This window comes from Yoonia sp. JB2-21 (assembly GCF_055693545.1).
Window position 1 is genome coordinate 3,435,180 of the sequence record NZ_JBVFUC010000001.1, and the last position, 16,421, is coordinate 3,451,600.

Genomic DNA, 16,421 nt, shown 5'->3' on the forward strand with positions numbered 1-16,421 from the left:
GGGTTATATCTTTCTTTCGAGTTTTGCGACGGATGTGGCAATACGATCCATCGCGTGGTCCAGAACATCCAGAGAGGCTGCTGTTGAAATGCGGAAAAAAGGAGATAAATCGTAAGCACTTCCGGGGACGGCGGCGATGCCTGCGTCTTGCAGAAGGTAAGCCGTGACCTCAGCATCATCCGACAGCGTGACGCCATCTTCAGTCCGGGCGCCGATAAGGTCAGCACAGCCAATGAGACCATAGAATGCACCACCCGGCGGATTAAGCGTCAGACCATCAATCCTTGACACACGGTCCACAACAAGATCGCGGCGTGCCTCAAATGCCTGACATAACGCACGTACGGCGTCTTGTGGGCCATTCAGTGCGGCAGCGGCAGCAGCCTGGGCAACTGCGCAGGCCCCCGAACAAATCTGGCTTTGTACTTTTGTCATGGCGATGATCAGCGGCTTTGTTCCGGCACCATAGCCAATGCGCCAACCCGTCATGGCATAGGCCTTGGACACGCCGTTGACCGTCAATGTGCGGTTCTTCAAGGCAGGGTTAGCCGCAGCAAAAGAGACGAATTGCCTACCATCAAACAATATATGTTCATAGATCTCGTCAGACAGGATCAGCACATTGGGATGCTTCTCGAGTACGGAGCCCAAGGCCTTAAGATCATCTTCGGAATAGACAGCGCCCGCGGGATTTGATGGCAGGTTCAGCATGATCCAGCGTGTCTTTGGTGTTATCGCTGCCTCCAGCTGATCTGATGTCACGCGAAACCCGTTTTGGGCAGGGCATTTCATGACAACGGGGCGACCACCAAGAATAAGGACGATATCTTTGTACTGACCAAAGTATGGTGCGCACATCAATACCTCATTCTCGTGCTCTAGCGTCGCCATCATCGCATTGAACAACACCTGCTTGGCTCCGTTCGAAACGATTACTTCGTCGAGCGCATAGTCTAAGGCATTCTCGCGGTGCAGCTTGTCGACAACCGCCTTGCGCATTTCGAGGGTGCCATTGGTTGGGGGATATCGCGTCTCTCCGCGCAATGCAGCCTGGTGTGCGGCTTCGACAATATGGGCGGGGGTATCGAAGTCCGGTTCTCCGAGACCCAAGTCGATAACATCTTCGCCGCGGTTTTTGGCTTCCTTGGCGGCTTGGCTGACCCAGGCAGAGGCAGATGGCTTAACTGGATCAAGGCGGGACGCGGCGAAAATCACGCAAGCCCCCTTTCACGGTTGCCAGTAGATGATCGGACGCCTTTGCCAAAAGGCTGGCATCTGTCCCACAAGCCACAAAGGTAAAGCCATCGTTGAGCAACGCTGTCGCGAAGGCCGGGTCAAGAACAAGGGTGCCGACAGGGACACCCTTTGCGATCAGTTTCTTGGCTGCAGGTCTGATAAGTTCCCACACTTCTGTGTCCATCGGCTTGCCCGGTTTGCCCAGATCAGCGGCAATATCAGCGGGTCCAAAAAAGATACCGCTGATGCCGTCGACATCACCGATAGCCTCAGCCTGCTCAACAGCGGCACGGGTCTCAAGTTGCAAAAGGACGGCTGTTTCGTCTTCAATCCGCGCAATATAGTCGCTCACCCGGCCGAACTTCGTCGCCCGTGTCGCCCCTGAGACGCCGCGCACGCCGTGAGGTGGATAGCGGGTTGCCGCGACGGCTGTCTTGGCCTCGTCGACCGATTGGATCATTGGAAACAAAATGCCCGGTGCGCCCAGATCCAGCAGGCGCTTGACTGCAACCGTATCGTTCCATTCAACCCGGACGATCGCCGTCGTTTCGCTTGCCGCAAAAGCCTGCAACTGCCCCAAGACGCTGAAATAGTCGTTGGGGCTGTGCTCCATATCGATGAGCGCCCAATCGTAGCCCGCGGGCGCCGTGACTTCTGCAACAAAATTGCTGCACAGGCTGATCCAGAGACCAACCTGCTTTTCACCCGTGGCAAGTGCATCGGTGAAGGCGTTTTTTGCCAGCTTCATCAGATAATTGCCTTTTCAATTATTTTTCGACCCGCTGGGATGCGGTCAAAGTGGAACTGCGACATATCGAGGGTTTTGTAGCCACCATGCACCATGATTTCGGCAATGCCGCGGCCCATGGCAGGGGATTGCTGCAGCCCGTGTCCAGAAAAACCATTGAGGAAGAAGAAGTTCTCGATCTGTGTGTGCGGTCCCAAAATCGCGTTGTGATCAAACGTGTTGTAGGCATAGTGACCAGCCCATTCTGACGTGACCTTGATCGCTTCGAACTGTGGAATACGTGTCGCGAGGATTGGCCAGACATGGCTCTCCCAAATGCTATGATCCATGATGAAATCATCATAGTCGACCGCCGGATCAATGTCGGAGTGGCCACCGCACTGATATGTGCCACCTCCGTTTTCGCGAACGTGCACACCAGAAGGGTCGATCGTAAGCGGTAGGTCGCGATCCAGCGGTTGTTCGGCCGAGAATATCCATGAGTAGCGCTTGCGCGGCTCTACAGGGATTTCGATCCCGGCCATTTGCGCGGTTGCGGCAGCGCGCGGCCCGGATGCATTCAGGACCTGACCGCAGCTGATGACATCACCAGATTTCAGCGTCACGCTTTCGATGCGTGTGCCCGCCGCGTTTTTTGTGACTGCGATAACTTCGTTTTCGACGTATTCGACACCGCGTTCGCGTGCTGACTTGCGCCACCAATCGAAAACAGCAGTCGCGTCCCATAACCCTTCATCAATCAGATTGATCGACCCGAGAACGATGTCGTCCACATTGTAGAAAGGATAGGCCGCCTTGATCTGATCAGGCGTCATCAATTGCGTTGCTGCGCCGCAGTTCAGCTGGACCTTCTGGTTTTCGCGCAGCACATCCGCAAAGCCTGCGCTGTCGGCCAGATACATGTAGCCAAACGACCGGATCGACAGGTCCGGCACGCGGTCGTCGTTACCCATATAGCGCGGCAGGTTTTTGACGAAATCGGCTGCGAATTGGCTGATCCGCACGTTCAATTCGCCCGAGAACTGCTGTCGCATGCATGAATTGGTGTGCATGGTAGACGTGTTTTCATAGCTCAGATCGCGGTCCACGACCAAGACCTTGCCATCGAAGTCTTTGTCATCGGATAGGAACCATGCGGCCGAGGCACCCATCATCGCCCCGCCGACAATCACGACGTCATAGGATGTGCTTTTTGGTGTTTGCGTTTTCATACGGTATCTCCTCGCGCAACGGCGGCCTCGACGTCGGCAATATCTGCTGCGGACAGGTTATAATCTTTGCCGGCAGTTTCAGCAGAGATATACCCGCGTGCAAGATCCCGTTTGACAAGATCCTTGGACCGCTCTGCCGGATCGCCATAGCCAGCACCCCGGGAAAGGCCATGACGACTTTGCGTCCATGGGCTACGAACTGTTTGCCCTTGCCATTCATGGCTGTGCCGTCGTCTTGAACGATAGTCGTCGGCGCGCCAGCGCCCCCACCGCGCCTGCCGCGTGCCGGGTGGTCGACACGATCGAACATGGCTTGAATGTCGAACTCATGCCCTTCCTGTGCCCCGACTTCCATATATTGACCAAGACCGCCGCGCGTTTTGCCAGCCCCCTGAATCGGGGCGCAGTTCCTTGCGCCAGATAATGACGGGGCCTGCATGTTCGGTCGCTTCGATCGGCATTGTCATGACACCGGATGGAAACGCCGTCGCATTCAGCCCGTCATGTTCAGGCCGCGCGCCGGATCCGCCAGAGTTAAACGTAAGAACCTCAGAGCGTCGTGCACCGGCAGGGGCGGGCGCGTCGGTACGGGGGCGCAGCGACACCTGAAAGTTGCATAGACAGCCCGCACCCTCAGCGGGGACCAAACCCGGCACGATCTTGTCAAACGCATCATAGACTGCATCCGGTACGAAATGCCCAACGATATGTCGCAATGCAACAGGGGCAGGGTGCAACGCATTTACGATTGAGTTCTCGGGTGCTGCGATCTCAAACGGTGCCAGTGATGCGGCATTATTTGGAATTTCAGGTGCGATCGCGACCTTGAGCGCGTAACAGGCATAAGCCTTGGCATAGACCAGCGGGCAGTTGATGCCTTTTTTATCAAGGCCGGACGAGCCCGTGAAATCTGATACGATCTTATTGCCCTCAACGCTGACCTTTACCTTGAGGGTAATTGGACGGTCAAAACCATCCATTGTCATTTCGCCTTCTGCCGACGTCTGGGGCAGGGCTGCGATCCGCTCAATCGTCGCGCGGCGTGAGTTGTCGAGGATGAAGGTCGCAATGCCATTCAGATCATCGAGGCTGAACTCTTCCATCATGTCGACCAGTCGTCGGTGGCCGATTTCGTTGCAGGTGGCCAGCGCATAAATATCGCCGATCAACTGGTCGGGCTCACGCACATTGCCGCGGATGATGCGGGTCAATGTTTCGTCAACCGCGCCCTTGTCGGCGAACTTCATGATTGGAATGTAGAGGCCTTCTTCGTAGACCGAATGCGCATCAGCCCCAAAGCCGCGCCCGCCGATATCAACGATATGGGCTGTGCAGGCAAAGAATCCGACCAAGGCGCCATTGTGGAAAGAGGGCGTCACCATCGTGATATCATGCAGGTGGCCAGTACCTTCCCACGGATCATTCGTGATATAGACATCGCCGTCATGAATGTTGTCGCGCCCGATCCGCCTGATGAAATGGGCCACAGCGTCGGCCATTGCGTTTACGTGCCCCGGCGTGCCAGTGACAGCCTGCGCCAGCATGTTGCCGTCAACGTCATAGACACCTGCCGACAGGTCACCTGCCTCACGGACCGACGTCGAAAAGGCGGTGCGCACCAAGGCCTGCGCCTGTTCTTCCACGACCGAAATCAAGCGGTTCCACATCACCTGATAGGCGACTTTTGAATGTTCTTGTGCCATCGTCCTATCCCTTTTTCATAACGTCGATGCAGCCGTCAGGCTGTCGGATCGCATCCCGACTTGCGGGTACGATGATCGTGGTTTCATCCTCGACGACAGCAACGGGTCCCGCCGCGCGCTGTCCTGTTTCCATCTCAAAGCGCTTCACGATCTTTGCATCCAGATACTTACCAGTCGCGGCATCAAACAACGCCCGCGCGCCTGTTGATGCGGCCTCGGTACCGCCAGTGGTTTCTGCGATCCTTGCGACCTCTTCTGGCGGTGTCGTCGCATTGACGGACCAGACCGTGATTTCAATATCCATGCCTTCTACGGGGCGACCAAAAAGCTTGGTGTAATCTTCGATGAACCGTGCCTCGAACGTGGCCGCGTCCGGGTTCATGGCTTGGGCCTTTGTCAGTGCAATCGGAATTTCCCAACCCTGTCCCGTATAACGCATATACACCTTGAACTCTGACAGGATGGGACTGACGTCGTCGCAAGTACGTACAAATGCCGTCGCCTCGGATTGCAGGTCGGCCAGCAGCGTCTTGATACGGTCACCGTCGAAGTCAGACAGCTTCATATAGACTGAGCGGTTGGCCTCGAAGCTGAAAGGTGCGCGCAGGAAACCAATTGCCGAACCAACACCGGCACCGGGCGGTACCAACAACCGATCCACACCTAGCTTTTCACATAAGCGCCCGGCATGCAGCGGTGCTGCGCCACCAAAAGCGATCATGGTGTATTCAGACAAATCCTCACCGTTCTCGACAGCATGGACACGCGCGGCGTTTGCCATGTTTTCGTCCACCACTTCGGCCACGCCAAAAGCGGCTTCTACCGCGTCCATGTCCAACGTGTCTCCGACGTGGTGCGATAGCGCGGACTTGGATGCATCGGGATGCAGCTTGATCGAACCACCTGCAAAGTTTTCGGGATCAAGCTTGCCAAGAACAAGATCTGCATCCGTCACACCGGGCCGCGTTCCGCCGCGGCCATAGCATGCAGGACCGGGTTCTGAGCCCGCACTTTCGGGCCCGACGCGGATTTGGCGTAAGGCGTCTACATGGGCTAACGATCCGCCACCTGCACCGATTTCGACCATATCAATGACAGGGATCGAGATTGGCATGCCGGAACCTTTCTTGAACCGGTACGTCCGCGCCACTTCGAAAACACGACTGGTTTTTGGGGTCTGGTTCTTGATCAGGCAGATCTTGGCGGTTGTGCCGCCCATGTCAAAGGATAGCACTTTGTCCAGACGATAGCGGGCCGCGATGTGAGCGGCGAAAACGGCCCCGCCAGCAGGACCAGATTCGACCAAACGCACCGGGAAGTCTGCCGCGTTCTGGATCGAGATAATCCCGCCGCCGGAATGCATCAGGAAAATGCGGCACGCTACGCCTTCAGCCTTGAGGCGACCCTCAAGGCGACCAAGATAAGATGCCATCAACGGCTTGATATAGGCATTGGCAACCACAGTGTTGAAACGTTCATATTCGCGCATTTGCGGCGAAACCTCGGACGAAATGGACACCGCGACATCGGGGAGCTTTTCCGTCAAAACATCACGGACCAGCTGTTCATGCGTCGGGTTCAGATACGAGTGGATCAAACCGACCGCGACACTTTCAAAACCCGCCTTTGCAATCTGATCCACGACGGCCTCAACCTCTGCGCGGTCGATATCAACGAGTATGTGACCATTGGCATCGACGCGACCACCCACAGTGAACCGCATTTGCCGCGGCAATAATGGGTCTGGCAGGTTGAGGTTCAGATCATACTGCTCAAACCGGCTTTCAGTGCGCATTTCGATCACATCCCGAAAGCCCTCGGTTGTGATCAGGGCAGTTTTTGCACCCCGCCGCTCGATCAGGGCGTTTGTCGCTAACGTGGTGCCGTGAATGATCTGGTCAATCTGGGAGGGGGCAATATCGGCTTTTGCACAGACCTGATGCATGCCATCAATAATTGCATTTTCAGGTGCTGCGTAGGTCGTCAGAACCTTGGTCGAAAACGGGACGCCGTCTTTCTCCAGAACAACATCTGTGAAAGTGCCGCCGATATCGACGCCGAGGCGGATGGAACGAGCTGCCATCGTGGGCTCCTGCAATGGGTTACTCTGGCAGGTGGCCCGAAATCCAGCCAATAATCAAATCGATTAAATTTTCCACCCTGATCACTTTTAATGATCTAATGTATTTGCATTGCGTCCTTTGCTATCTGCGCGGCCCTTTCAACATAACGCGCGGTGCGCGCGGGGGCGTAGCGCGCAAAGAACAATAGGGGATCTGGCAGCCAATCGGCATGCACTTTGTGCAGATCACCTGCCGCAATCTCGGACCTGACCAACCGTTCCGGCAATAAAGCAACGCCCAAGCCCTCAAGGACCATCGGTAGACAAGCAGACAAGGCGCTGGAATGGACGATGCGCTCGCTCCTCAGCCCCAGTTCGGCCGCAGTGCGATGCAGGGATGCGCAAGCTTGCGTATGTTTTGCATGGGTGAGGATTGTCAGGTCCAGCAGCTCTGGCAGGGACGGTGCCGCAGTGACTTGTTGGACCAAATCGGAGTTCGCGACCCAGCAATAATGCTCTTGTCCCAAGGCGTGACTTGCAAAGCTCTTCGATTTGAAAGGCCCGGTTTGCAGCGCCAAATCAAGTTGCCCTTGCATAAGACGCGTATCAATCGCTGTTGAAAGATCAACTTCAAGCTGGACCCGAATATTGGGGTAGGCTTCCCGCATAAGTCGTAGGAAACGCTGCAACCATGTGCAGGCGACAAGTTCCGTGACGCCGAGCCTTAGGGTTTCTTCGATGAGTTCTTGCCGGCCAGCTTCTTCGATAAGCGCTTCCCCGGCCCATAAAACCTCACGCGTTTTTTGTAGCAACTTCTCTCCGTCAAGCGTCAAACGCACCGATCCTGCGTCACGGATCAACAATGTGACGTCAAGCGCGGCTTCAAGGGCAGTGATGCGTGCGGAAATGTTGGGTTGGGTGGTGCCAAGCGCAGAGGCCGCCGCGCGAAAAGTGCCTGCATCAACGACGAAAGCGAAAGCTTCGAGTTGTTTGAACGTGATCTGACTTTTGATCATTTCTGCCAAGCTGATAGAGAAAGGTGATTGTCAGCTTATACGTTCAAATCAAGTGGGCAAGGCCATTCAGCGCATTTCAAGCGGCGGGACGGAAACGTGGTCGTAAGATGGCGAATCCGATCGCAAAGCAGTGAACCGTTTAGGTCGAAGTAAGCCCTGCGATGTTCAGATCACGAACTTCGTTTTGATGGTAGATGGGATGTCTTGTCCAATGTCGCGCCGTTCGCGGCTGCGGAACGCGCGAATTCAAACGACAGCGTTGTGCGTCGGATCGATATCGCCAACAGCATATCAGCGGATGATTGAGTACTGGGCTGTACCTTTTCGGTCCGCTTGCGCGCATACTTATGGAAGTCGATTAACATCATATTGGATGTCTATTGGTTCAATCTGCCGAAAACTGGGCAGAATACGGAAACAATAAAGATACTTCTGGGCATTGTTGCGGCAGAATCCGCTTTGCAGTGCAGCGCGGCAGCACTGCATGCGGCTGGACGAACAGACGTTCACCTGCTATCAATCTGGTATGAAGAACACCTGCATCATTATTTGCTGCATTATTATCTGCTGACATCTGTCGCGGGTTGCTCTTTGTCGTTTCATAACAGAACTGATCTTGGTAAGCCCGCGGCGTAAGCTCGTGCGAGGCCCCTATGACGACCATCCGCCTGAACAATACAAAGACCCGCAAGCGCGAGGACTTTGTTCCGATTGACCCGCGAAACGTGCGTTTGTACCTGTGCGGACCGACCGTCTATGACCGTGCGCATCTGGGCAATTCGCGCAATGTTCTGCTGTTTGATGTGCTCTTTCGGTTGCTAAAAGAGGTCTATGGCGATGATCACGTAACCTATGTGCGCAATTTCACGGATGTTGATGACAAGATCAACGCCCGCGCCGCAGAGACGGGCCGTGCGATTGGCGATATCACCGCCGAGACAATCGGCTGGTATCACGACGATATGGATGCGTTGGGTGCGCAGCGTCCAACGCATGAGCCGCGCGCGACGGATCATATCCCCCATATGATTGCGATGATCGAAGATTTGATCACCAAAGGGCATGCCTATGCCGCCGAAGGCCATGCGCTCTTTGCTGTTGATAGTTATGCCGCGTATGGCGCGCTGTCAGGCCGCGATACAGATGATATGATTGCGGGCGCCCGGGTGGAGGTTGCCCCTTACAAGCGTAACCCGATGGATTTTGTCCTTTGGAAGCCGTCGCCTGATGGTGTGCCGGGATGGGACAGCCCGTGGGGGTACGGTCGTCCGGGTTGGCATATTGAATGTTCTGCCATGGCGTTTGAGCTATTTGGTGAAAGCTTTGACATTCATGGCGGCGGCAACGACCTGCAATTCCCGCACCATGAAAACGAGATTGCGCAATCAGCTTGCGCCCACCCGCATGGCGAATTCGCTCGCTATTGGATCCACAATGAGATGCTCCAGGTCGAGGGCAAGAAGATGTCCAAGTCCTTGGGCAATTTCTTTACCGTCCGCGATCTGCTGGATCAGGGTATTCCCGGTGAAGTCATCCGCATGGTCTTTCTGGGCACGCATTACAGCAAGACAATGGACTGGACCGAAACCCGGCGGATCGAGGCGGATGCCACTTTGCGCAAGTGGTACGGCATTTTGCATGGGCATGGGTTTGGTCCTGATCTTGTGACGGCGCTAAAAGCCGACGGCAAATGGGTGCCGGACGCGGAATTCATCGGCGTGCTGGCCAATGATTTGAACACACCGGGTGCCTTGGCCCGATTGCACGTGTTGTCCAAGGCGAAGACACCTGTCGCTTTGGCGGGTTTTGCGCATGGGCTGCAAATGTTGGGGCTGGTTAATGATTGGGCCGCAATCCCGCAGTTTGATGGTGGCGAAGCTGGCGCTGGCGTGGCCCCGGCCATTGCTGAACGCGTCGATGCGCTGCTCGCCGATCGGGCGACTGCCCGTGCGGCCAAGGACTGGGCGCGCGCCGATGAGGTGCGCGACATTCTGAACGCCGCGGGTGTGCAGGTCACAGATGTTGGCGGGCAGGCGACATGGGTACCGGGACCGGATTTTGATGCCGCGAAGTTGGAGGGGTTGTGATGGGAAAAGAACGTCTTTCCCTTTTTGACACGACCTTGCGCGATGGTGCCCAGACCCAAGGAGTGCAGTTTTCGGCGGATGAAAAGCATCAGATCGCTGCTGTGCTGGACGAATTGGGCCTTGATTACATCGAAGGTGGCTGGCCCGGTGCGAACCCGACAGATACTGAGTTCTTTGCAGCCCCCCAAAGACCAACGCGACCTTTACCGCCTTTGGCATGACTAAGCGGGCGGGCCGCTCTGCCGAGAATGACGATGTGCTGTCTGCGGTGATGAATGCGGGGACATTGGCGGTCTGTCTGGTTGGCAAGGCGCATGATTTTCATGTGACGACCGCGCTTGGGATCAGCCTAGAGGAAAACCTCGTAAACCTTTCTGCCAGCTTTGCGCATATCAAGGCGCAAGGGCGCGAGGGCTTGTTTGATGCGGAGCATTTCTTTGACGGGTACAAAGGCAACCCGGACTATGCGCTCAACGCGATCCATGCCGCCTATGGTGCGGGTGCGCGGTGGATTGTGTTGTGTGACACCAACGGGGGGACTTTGCCGCATGAGGTGTCCCAGATCGTCAACGCCGTCATCGCAAGTGGTATTCCGGGGGATCACCTAGCGATCCACACCCACAACGATACCGAAAATGCGGTCGCCAATACGCTGGCTGCGGTCATGGCGGGGGCACGACAAGTACAGGGCACATTGAACGGGCTGGGCGAGCGTTGTGGGAATGCCAACCTCACGACATTGATCCCCACGCTTTTGCTAAAAGAGCCCTACGCCAGCATGTTTGAAACAGGTGTATCACTGGATGCACTCAAGGGCCTGCGTCGTGCATCGCGCATGCTGGATGACATTCTTAATCGCGTTCCAGCGAAACAGGCACCTTACGTGGGCGCATCGGCATTTGCGCATAAATCGGGCCTGCACGCCTCTGCCATCGCCAAGGATCCCAGCACATATGAGCATGTTGATCCTGCGGCTGTTGGCAATACCCGCATCGTGCCAATGTCCAATCAGGCAGGGCAATCAAATCTGCGGGCGCGCCTGCGTGATGCCGGGCTCGAGGTTCCGGCTGATGATCCCGCGCTGGCGCGGATCGTGGAGCGAATCAAGGAACGCGAGGCACAGGGCTATTCCTACGACACCGCTCAGGCCAGTTTTGAACTGCTGGCCCGCGAAGAACTGGGCACCTTGCCGCGCTTTTTCGAGGTCAAACGCTACCGGGTGACCGTTGAGCGGCGCAAGAACAAGCGCAACCAGATGGTGTCGATCTCAGAGGCGGTTGTCGTCACGAAAGTGCGCGGCAAGAAGATGCTGAACGTGAGCGAAAGTCAGGGGCCCGATGGATCAGACCAAGGTCCCGTGAACGCATTAGCGCGTGCATTGTCCAAAGACCTTGGCCCATATCAGACGATTATTGATGATATGCAGCTGGTTGATTTTAAGGTGCGCATCACCAATGGCGGCACCGAGGCCGTGACCCGCGTGATCATTGACAGCGAAGACGGGCAGGGCCGCAGTTGGTCGACCGTCGGTGTCAGTGCAAACATCGTTGATGCGTCTTTTGATGCGCTGATTGATGCCATCAATTGGAAGCTGATCCGGGACGGGGCGACTGTATGAGGGCGGCGATCCTCGGGGCCGTGGTTTTGGCCGGATGCGGGACCGGCCCTTTGGCACCTGAGGGAACTGACTATGTGCAGTTTTCATCCGTGAGCGCAGTGGTGGGGCGTGCATCGGTTACGATCTACGCAAATGACACACTGCGCCAGGACAAGCCGGTTGCCGATGATCGTGCAATGCGACCAATCAGTTGGTCTGCCCTGCCTGTCGGAACTTACGCAGAGGCACGCGCGCGCGTGTCGCAGGATTTTCCCACATTGATTGCGGGTGCAGCTAACGGCTGTGCTGTTGACATGACCGTAGAAATCCTGCGGGTCAGTCCGCCGATTGCCGGTCGCAGTGAGGTGACTGGCGGTTGCACGACTGCCCAGTTTGCAAAGACACGCGCGGCGGTGTTTGCGTTGTTGCCGCCATGGCAACCTCCGACAGTCGCCGAGGTGGCAGCTCAATGAGCGTGATTGCTTGCGCTGAGTTGGTAGAACGCGCGGATCCGCTACGGTTCCGCGCCACGATGGTGGCACCTGTTGCGGCCCGCCAAATCCTGTTTCCGCTCTATGCGTTTAATGTCGAAGTGGCGCGCGCGCCCTGGGTGACGCAAGAGGCCATGATCGCCGAGATGCGCCTGCAATGGTGGCGGGATGCGCTGGAAGAGATCGCAGCGGACGGCACAGTGCGCAAACACGAGGTTGTTGATGCGATTGCAGGGTGCCTCGATGCGGAAGGCGCGCAGTGCTTGGATGGTTTGATCGCGGCGCGACGTTGGGACATTTACAAGGACCCCTTTGAAGACAGGGCCCATTTTGACAGCTATGTTGATGCGACCTCGGGTCACCTGATGCTGACGGCTGCGCGGCTTTTGGGGCCTTGTGATGCGGGTGTTGTCCGTGATTTTGCCTATGCTGTTGGCGTGGCAAATTTCTTTCAAGCGATCCCGGCACTTGAGGCGCAGGGTCGGCGCCCTTTGGTCGATGGGACCCCGGCCGCTGTAAAGTCTTTGGCAGAATCCGCACTTGTCCGTATGAACCGCGCCAGAAATACGCCTGACCAAGTGTCCAAGGCTGCCTCTGCTGCTTTGATTGCGGGATATCATGCGCGCCCGATCCTGCGCGCGGTGATCGCGAACCCGTCTTTGGTGGCGCAGGATGCACTTTTGATCAATCCGGGACGCGACAGCTTGCGCTTTTTGAATGTGACGTTGCGCGGCTGGTGGCGTTAGTCCCGTCGCTAGACCGCCATTTTAGGCTGTCGCACCAACCAGATCAGCGACCCACCCGCCAGTACCAAGAACGGCACCATTGCGAGATTGACTGCATTCCACCCTTCGACGGGTGATCCGCCAGAGCAATTCATCAATCCACCGGATGCCAGCGATGCAATCGTCACCATGCCGAACACGATCATATCGTTCAACCCTTGGACTGTCCCGCGGTCCTCTGGGCGATGTGCGCCAGCAAGCATCGTGGTGGCGCCGATAAAGCCAAAGTTCCAGCCCAGTCCCAGGAGGATCAACGCCACATAGAAGTTGGTCAACTCAACCCCCGAGAGCGCGACGCCGCCGGCAAATGCCAGAATAACGAGGCCCAGCGCCATAATCCGCTCCACCCCGAAACGTGCGATCAGATGTCCGGTAAAGAAGGATGGTGCGAACATGGCCAGAACGTGGGCCGAGACGATGTCATTGGCGTTGTCGGTCGTAAAGCCGCAGCCAACGACGGCCAAAGGTGTCGAGGTCATCACAAGGTTCATCAGTGAATAGGACACCATCGCGCAGATGATCGCGACAAGGATGCGAGGGTCACGTAAGAGTTCCATCCGTGTGCGACCGGCGGCTGTTGACGCTTCTGGTTCTGTTTTGGAACCTTTTGGCAGATCGAGCCAGAGGAACAGCATCATGCCGACAAGATTAAGCACAATAATGGCGAGGTAGGTCCCGAGGAACGGGATCACAAAGGCATCTGAGACCAGTTTGTTCAGCTGTGGCCCCACGATTGCCGATAATAGCCCGCCTGCCATGACGTATGAAATTGCCTTTGGACGAAAGGCCTCAGAGGCGGTGTCTGTCGCGGCAAATCTGTAAAAGCCCTGTGCCGACATATAGATACCGGTCAGACAGGACCCGGCCAACAGAATCGGGAATGAACTGATGTAAAGTCCGTAGGCCGAAACGGCAGCCCCGACAGCGCCGGCGAAAGCCCCCAGAAAGAACCCGAACTGACGTCCGTTGCGCTGCATCAGCGGGCTGATCCAGGGCGCTGTGGTCATGGACCCAAAGACGATGAAGGATATTGGCAAGGTCGCAAGGCAAGGATTGCTGGCCAGTTGTCCACCGGCCAGCCCGCCGACCACGAAGATCATCGGAAGTTGTGCGCCAAGTATCGCCTGTGCCAGCACCAGCACGGCGACGTTTCGTTTGGCTCTGGTGTCGTCAATATCACTCATACCGTATCGGTACGCCCGGCGATGGGCAGGTGCAAGGCCCGGTTAGGCCGCATCAATAATATGTCCGAAACTGCCGCTGACGTTGTGGTGGATAAGCCCCATGGGCGGCAAAGCTGTTCCTTCGGCGTCCTGGGCGCTGAAAAGCGGAGTGCCATTGGCCCTTGTCGTTGTGGCGTAGTGGAATTCGTGGCCTTTCCACGCGCCTTTCACGGGGCCGGTGGTTGCCGTCAGGTCGCGGTAACCGAGGTGCAGCTTGCGTGTGGCAAAGGATGTTTCTAACCGCAACAGGCCAGCCATTTCGTGCGTGGTCCCCTTCGCATCGGTCAGCGTATCGCCAAGCGTCATGTAGCCCCCGCATTCGCCGTAGATTTGTGCCTGGCTGGTACGCAATGTGTTCAGGAACGTCGTATTTGTGGCGAGCTTGCCCGCGTGCAGTTCGGGGTAGCCCCCCGGCAAGTAGATGAAATCAGCCTGCGGCACCGGATCATCATTCAGTGGTGAAAAGAGCCGTAACGTCGCACCGGCATCACGCCAGTCTTGCAGCAAATGCGGATAGCTGAAGGCGAAAGCCGCGTCCTGTGCGATGGCGATGTTTTGCGCGGGAGGGGGCGTTTTATGTCCGCCCTGTGCGCCTTTATCGGATGCAGCATGTGTTGCAGCGCGGGCAGATCGCAACTTGCCGCGATGAGCGTCGCGGCCTCCTCCAGATAGGCCTCAAGATCGGGGCGTTCCTGGGCTTGGACAAGGCCCAGATGCCTTGAGGGGTGCGCGAGTGTTTTTGTGCGCGCGATTGCCCCGAATATGCGTACATCTCCCAGCGCCCGGCCTAGCATGTGTTCATGCCGTGTTGAGCCCACGTTGTTGAGGATCACGCCTGCGATACGCACCATGGGATCGTGTCGGATGAAGCCTTGTGCCAGTGCTGCGACCGACCCCGCCATCTTTGCTGCATCGATAACCAAGAGAACGGGGAGGTTGAGGATTTTTGCCAGATCAGCGGTGGCCCCCTTGCCGACGGGCGGTGCGCCATCAAAAAGGCCCATAGCCCCTTCGATGATCAAAGGCAGCGGGCCCGCGCTGCGTGTTTTGATCCTGTCGGGTGTCATGGCCCAAGCATCCAGATTCAGGCATGGCTGGCCGCAGGCGGCTTCGTGAAATCGCGGATCAATGTAGTCGGGGCCCGACTTGGCGGCCCTGACCGGCACTTCGCGTCTTCTGAGTGCGCGTAGAAGGCCGAGCGTGACGGTGGTTTTGCCGCTGCCGGATGACGGTGCAGCAATAATGAAGCTCATCGCGCGTGGAGGCGGTTGGGTGCCTCCGGCGGGAGTTTTTTTGGCAAGATGATAGTGAAAACCATGCCGTTAAGCTGATTCTGCGGGGCGACCACGGCCCAATGGATCAAGGTTGCGTGGTGCTTCGCCTGCCGCCATGTTTTGCCAGTCCAACACCTGCCGCATCAGAACCGACTGCCCGACGCAGATGATCGCTGGCGGGACCAGTTGGGCGTTGGCAATGTCGTCTACGATTGTGCCGAGCGTGGTTTCCAGCACCTGTTGTTCATCTGTTGTTGCCGTTGTCACGACGGCTGCGGGCTCATGCGGGCTGCGTCCGGCATCCATCAGTTGCGTGGCGATTTGGGCGATGTGTTTCATCCCCATGTAGATCACGATGACCTGGCTGCCTTTGGAAATGCTCGCCCAGTCGAGTGAGCTTGGCGTGTTTCCCGACTGATCATGGCCGGTCACGAAGGTCACCGATTGGTTCACATCGCGGTGCGTTACGGGAATGCCCGCATAGGCCAATCCGCCAATCCCCGCAGAGATGCCGGGGATGATCCTGATGGGGATATCGTGCTGCACCAATGTTTGCGCCTCTTCGCCGCCACGCCCAAAGACAAAGGGATCGCCGCCTTTGAGCCGCAGCACCCGTTTGCCTGCGCGTGCCAGATCGACCAGCCGCAGCGAGATGTCGCGCTGTTTTGCTGATGGTTTGCCACCACGTTTGCCAGCGTAGATATGTTCGGCTTGTGGTGCCCAGGTGAGGATTTGTTCTTGCACCAGTGCATCATAGATCACCACATCTGCCTGCCGCAGCGCGTTGACCGCATGCAATGTCAGCAGCCCCGGATCGCCCGGTCCGGCGCCACATAGCCAGACCCAGCCGGGTTCAAGCGTGGGCCATGTGTGGCTGGGCAGGGGTATGTCAGTGCTCATGCATTCTTTATGCCGTTGATCGCGGGACTTGGAAAGGTGACAAACGACCTCGGATTGTTGATTGCCGTCATGGGCGTGCCTGCCTATC

Annotated in this window: 11 protein-coding genes and 3 pseudogenes; 4 read left to right on the forward strand and 10 right to left on the reverse strand. The window is 57.0% G+C overall.

The genetic code is table 11. The features are described 5' to 3' along the window. Nucleotides 1-3 precede the first annotated feature (3 nt). The 7 genes and pseudogenes from ACZ1G5_RS17330 to ACZ1G5_RS17360 form a co-directional block, all read right to left on the reverse strand. Complete coding sequence (locus ACZ1G5_RS17330) at nt 4-1,215, reverse strand: pyridoxal phosphate-dependent aminotransferase (RefSeq protein ID WP_472734029.1); 1,212 nt, start codon at nt 1,213-1,215, stop codon at nt 4-6. Then, the gene (locus tag ACZ1G5_RS17335; protein WP_472734030.1) at nt 1,190-1,984 is read right to left on the reverse strand and encodes an HpcH/HpaI aldolase family protein; all 795 of its coding nucleotides are present in this window, start codon (nt 1,982-1,984) and stop codon (nt 1,190-1,192) included. Before ACZ1G5_RS17335 ends, ACZ1G5_RS17330 begins: the two co-directional genes overlap by 26 nt. Continuing rightward, nucleotides 1,984-3,195: an NAD(P)/FAD-dependent oxidoreductase gene (locus ACZ1G5_RS17340; protein WP_472734031.1), complete on the reverse strand. Its 1,212-nt coding sequence runs from the start codon at nt 3,193-3,195 to the stop codon at nt 1,984-1,986. Before ACZ1G5_RS17340 ends, ACZ1G5_RS17335 begins: the two co-directional genes overlap by 1 nt. Continuing rightward, nucleotides 3,192-4,898: pseudogene (locus tag ACZ1G5_RS17345) on the reverse strand (hydantoinase B/oxoprolinase family protein). Before ACZ1G5_RS17345 ends, ACZ1G5_RS17340 begins: the two are co-directional and overlap by 4 nt. A 4-nt stretch (nt 4,899-4,902) precedes the next feature. After that, nucleotides 4,903-6,981, reverse strand: coding sequence for a hydantoinase/oxoprolinase family protein (locus ACZ1G5_RS17350; protein WP_472734032.1), 2,079 nt, complete (start codon nt 6,979-6,981; stop codon nt 4,903-4,905). Between the two features lie 95 nt (nt 6,982-7,076). Further along, the gene (locus ACZ1G5_RS17355; RefSeq protein WP_472734369.1) at nt 7,077-7,976 is read right to left on the reverse strand and encodes a LysR family transcriptional regulator; all 900 of its coding nucleotides are present in this window, start codon (nt 7,974-7,976) and stop codon (nt 7,077-7,079) included. A 385-nt stretch (nt 7,977-8,361) separates the two neighbouring features. Continuing rightward, entirely contained in the window at nt 8,362-8,550 is a 189-nt protein-coding gene (locus ACZ1G5_RS17360; RefSeq protein ID WP_472734033.1) for a hypothetical protein, read from the reverse strand. A gap of 79 nt (nt 8,551-8,629) precedes the next feature. Between ACZ1G5_RS17360 and cysS the strand changes: the two genes are divergently transcribed. The 4 genes and pseudogenes from cysS (at nt 8,630) to ACZ1G5_RS17380 (ending at nt 12,897) form a co-directional block, all read left to right on the forward strand. After that, nucleotides 8,630-10,063 (forward strand): cysteine--tRNA ligase, encoded by a 1,434-nt coding sequence (gene cysS / locus ACZ1G5_RS17365; protein ID WP_472734034.1) that lies wholly within the window; start codon nt 8,630-8,632, stop codon nt 10,061-10,063. Continuing rightward, nucleotides 10,063-11,681, forward strand: a pseudogene (cimA, locus tag ACZ1G5_RS17370) (citramalate synthase). Before cysS ends, cimA begins: the two are co-directional and overlap by 1 nt. Continuing rightward, the gene (locus ACZ1G5_RS17375; protein ID WP_472734035.1) at nt 11,678-12,133 is read left to right on the forward strand and encodes a hypothetical protein; all 456 of its coding nucleotides are present in this window, start codon (nt 11,678-11,680) and stop codon (nt 12,131-12,133) included. The pseudogene cimA and the gene ACZ1G5_RS17375 overlap by 4 nt, the downstream one beginning before the upstream one ends. After that, nucleotides 12,130-12,897 carry a squalene/phytoene synthase family protein gene (locus ACZ1G5_RS17380; RefSeq protein WP_472734036.1) on the forward strand — a complete coding sequence of 256 codons (768 nt, stop codon included), beginning with the start codon at nt 12,130-12,132 and terminating at the stop codon, nt 12,895-12,897. Before ACZ1G5_RS17375 ends, ACZ1G5_RS17380 begins: the two co-directional genes overlap by 4 nt. A gap of 8 nt (nt 12,898-12,905) precedes the next feature. Here ACZ1G5_RS17380 and ACZ1G5_RS17385 read toward each other — a convergent pair whose 3' ends face one another. The 3 genes and pseudogenes from ACZ1G5_RS17385 to cobA all read right to left on the reverse strand — a co-directional run bounded on the left by ACZ1G5_RS17385 (nt 12,906) and on the right by cobA (nt 16,333). Beyond that, nucleotides 12,906-14,120, reverse strand: coding sequence for an MFS transporter (locus tag ACZ1G5_RS17385; protein WP_472734037.1), 1,215 nt, complete (start codon nt 14,118-14,120; stop codon nt 12,906-12,908). A gap of 42 nt (nt 14,121-14,162) precedes the next feature. After that, a pseudogene (locus ACZ1G5_RS17390) lies at nt 14,163-15,412 on the reverse strand (cobyrinate a,c-diamide synthase). Nucleotides 15,413-15,481: 69 nt separating this feature from the next. Then, a complete protein-coding gene (cobA, locus tag ACZ1G5_RS17395) occupies nt 15,482-16,333 on the reverse strand; it encodes a uroporphyrinogen-III C-methyltransferase (RefSeq protein ID WP_472734038.1) in 852 nt (283 codons plus the stop codon). Nucleotides 16,334-16,421: the final 88 nt, after the last annotated feature.

Bases quoted from the DNA above. Each gene is read 5' to 3' on its own strand.
- ACZ1G5_RS17335 (WP_472734030.1), bottom strand. From the start codon at position 1,984: ATGAAGCTGGCAAAAAACGCCTTCACCGATGCACTTGCCACGGGTGAA.
- ACZ1G5_RS17355 (WP_472734369.1), bottom strand. From the start codon at position 7,976: ATGATCAAAAGTCAGATCACGTTCAAACAACTCGAAGCTTTCGCTTTC.
- ACZ1G5_RS17380 (WP_472734036.1), top strand. From the start codon at position 12,130: ATGAGCGTGATTGCTTGCGCTGAGTTGGTAGAACGCGCGGATCCGCTA.
- cysS (WP_472734034.1), top strand. From the start codon at position 8,630: ATGACGACCATCCGCCTGAACAATACAAAGACCCGCAAGCGCGAGGAC.
- ACZ1G5_RS17375 (WP_472734035.1), top strand. From the start codon at position 11,678: ATGAGGGCGGCGATCCTCGGGGCCGTGGTTTTGGCCGGATGCGGGACC.
- ACZ1G5_RS17385 (WP_472734037.1), bottom strand. From the start codon at position 14,120: ATGAGTGATATTGACGACACCAGAGCCAAACGAAACGTCGCCGTGCTG.
- ACZ1G5_RS17360 (WP_472734033.1), bottom strand. From the start codon at position 8,550: ATGTCAGCAGATAATAATGCAGCAAATAATGATGCAGGTGTTCTTCAT.
- ACZ1G5_RS17340 (WP_472734031.1), bottom strand. From the start codon at position 3,195: ATGAAAACGCAAACACCAAAAAGCACATCCTATGACGTCGTGATTGTC.
- cobA (WP_472734038.1), bottom strand. From the start codon at position 16,333: ATGAGCACTGACATACCCCTGCCCAGCCACACATGGCCCACGCTTGAA.
- ACZ1G5_RS17350 (WP_472734032.1), bottom strand. From the start codon at position 6,981: ATGGCAGCTCGTTCCATCCGCCTCGGCGTCGATATCGGCGGCACTTTC.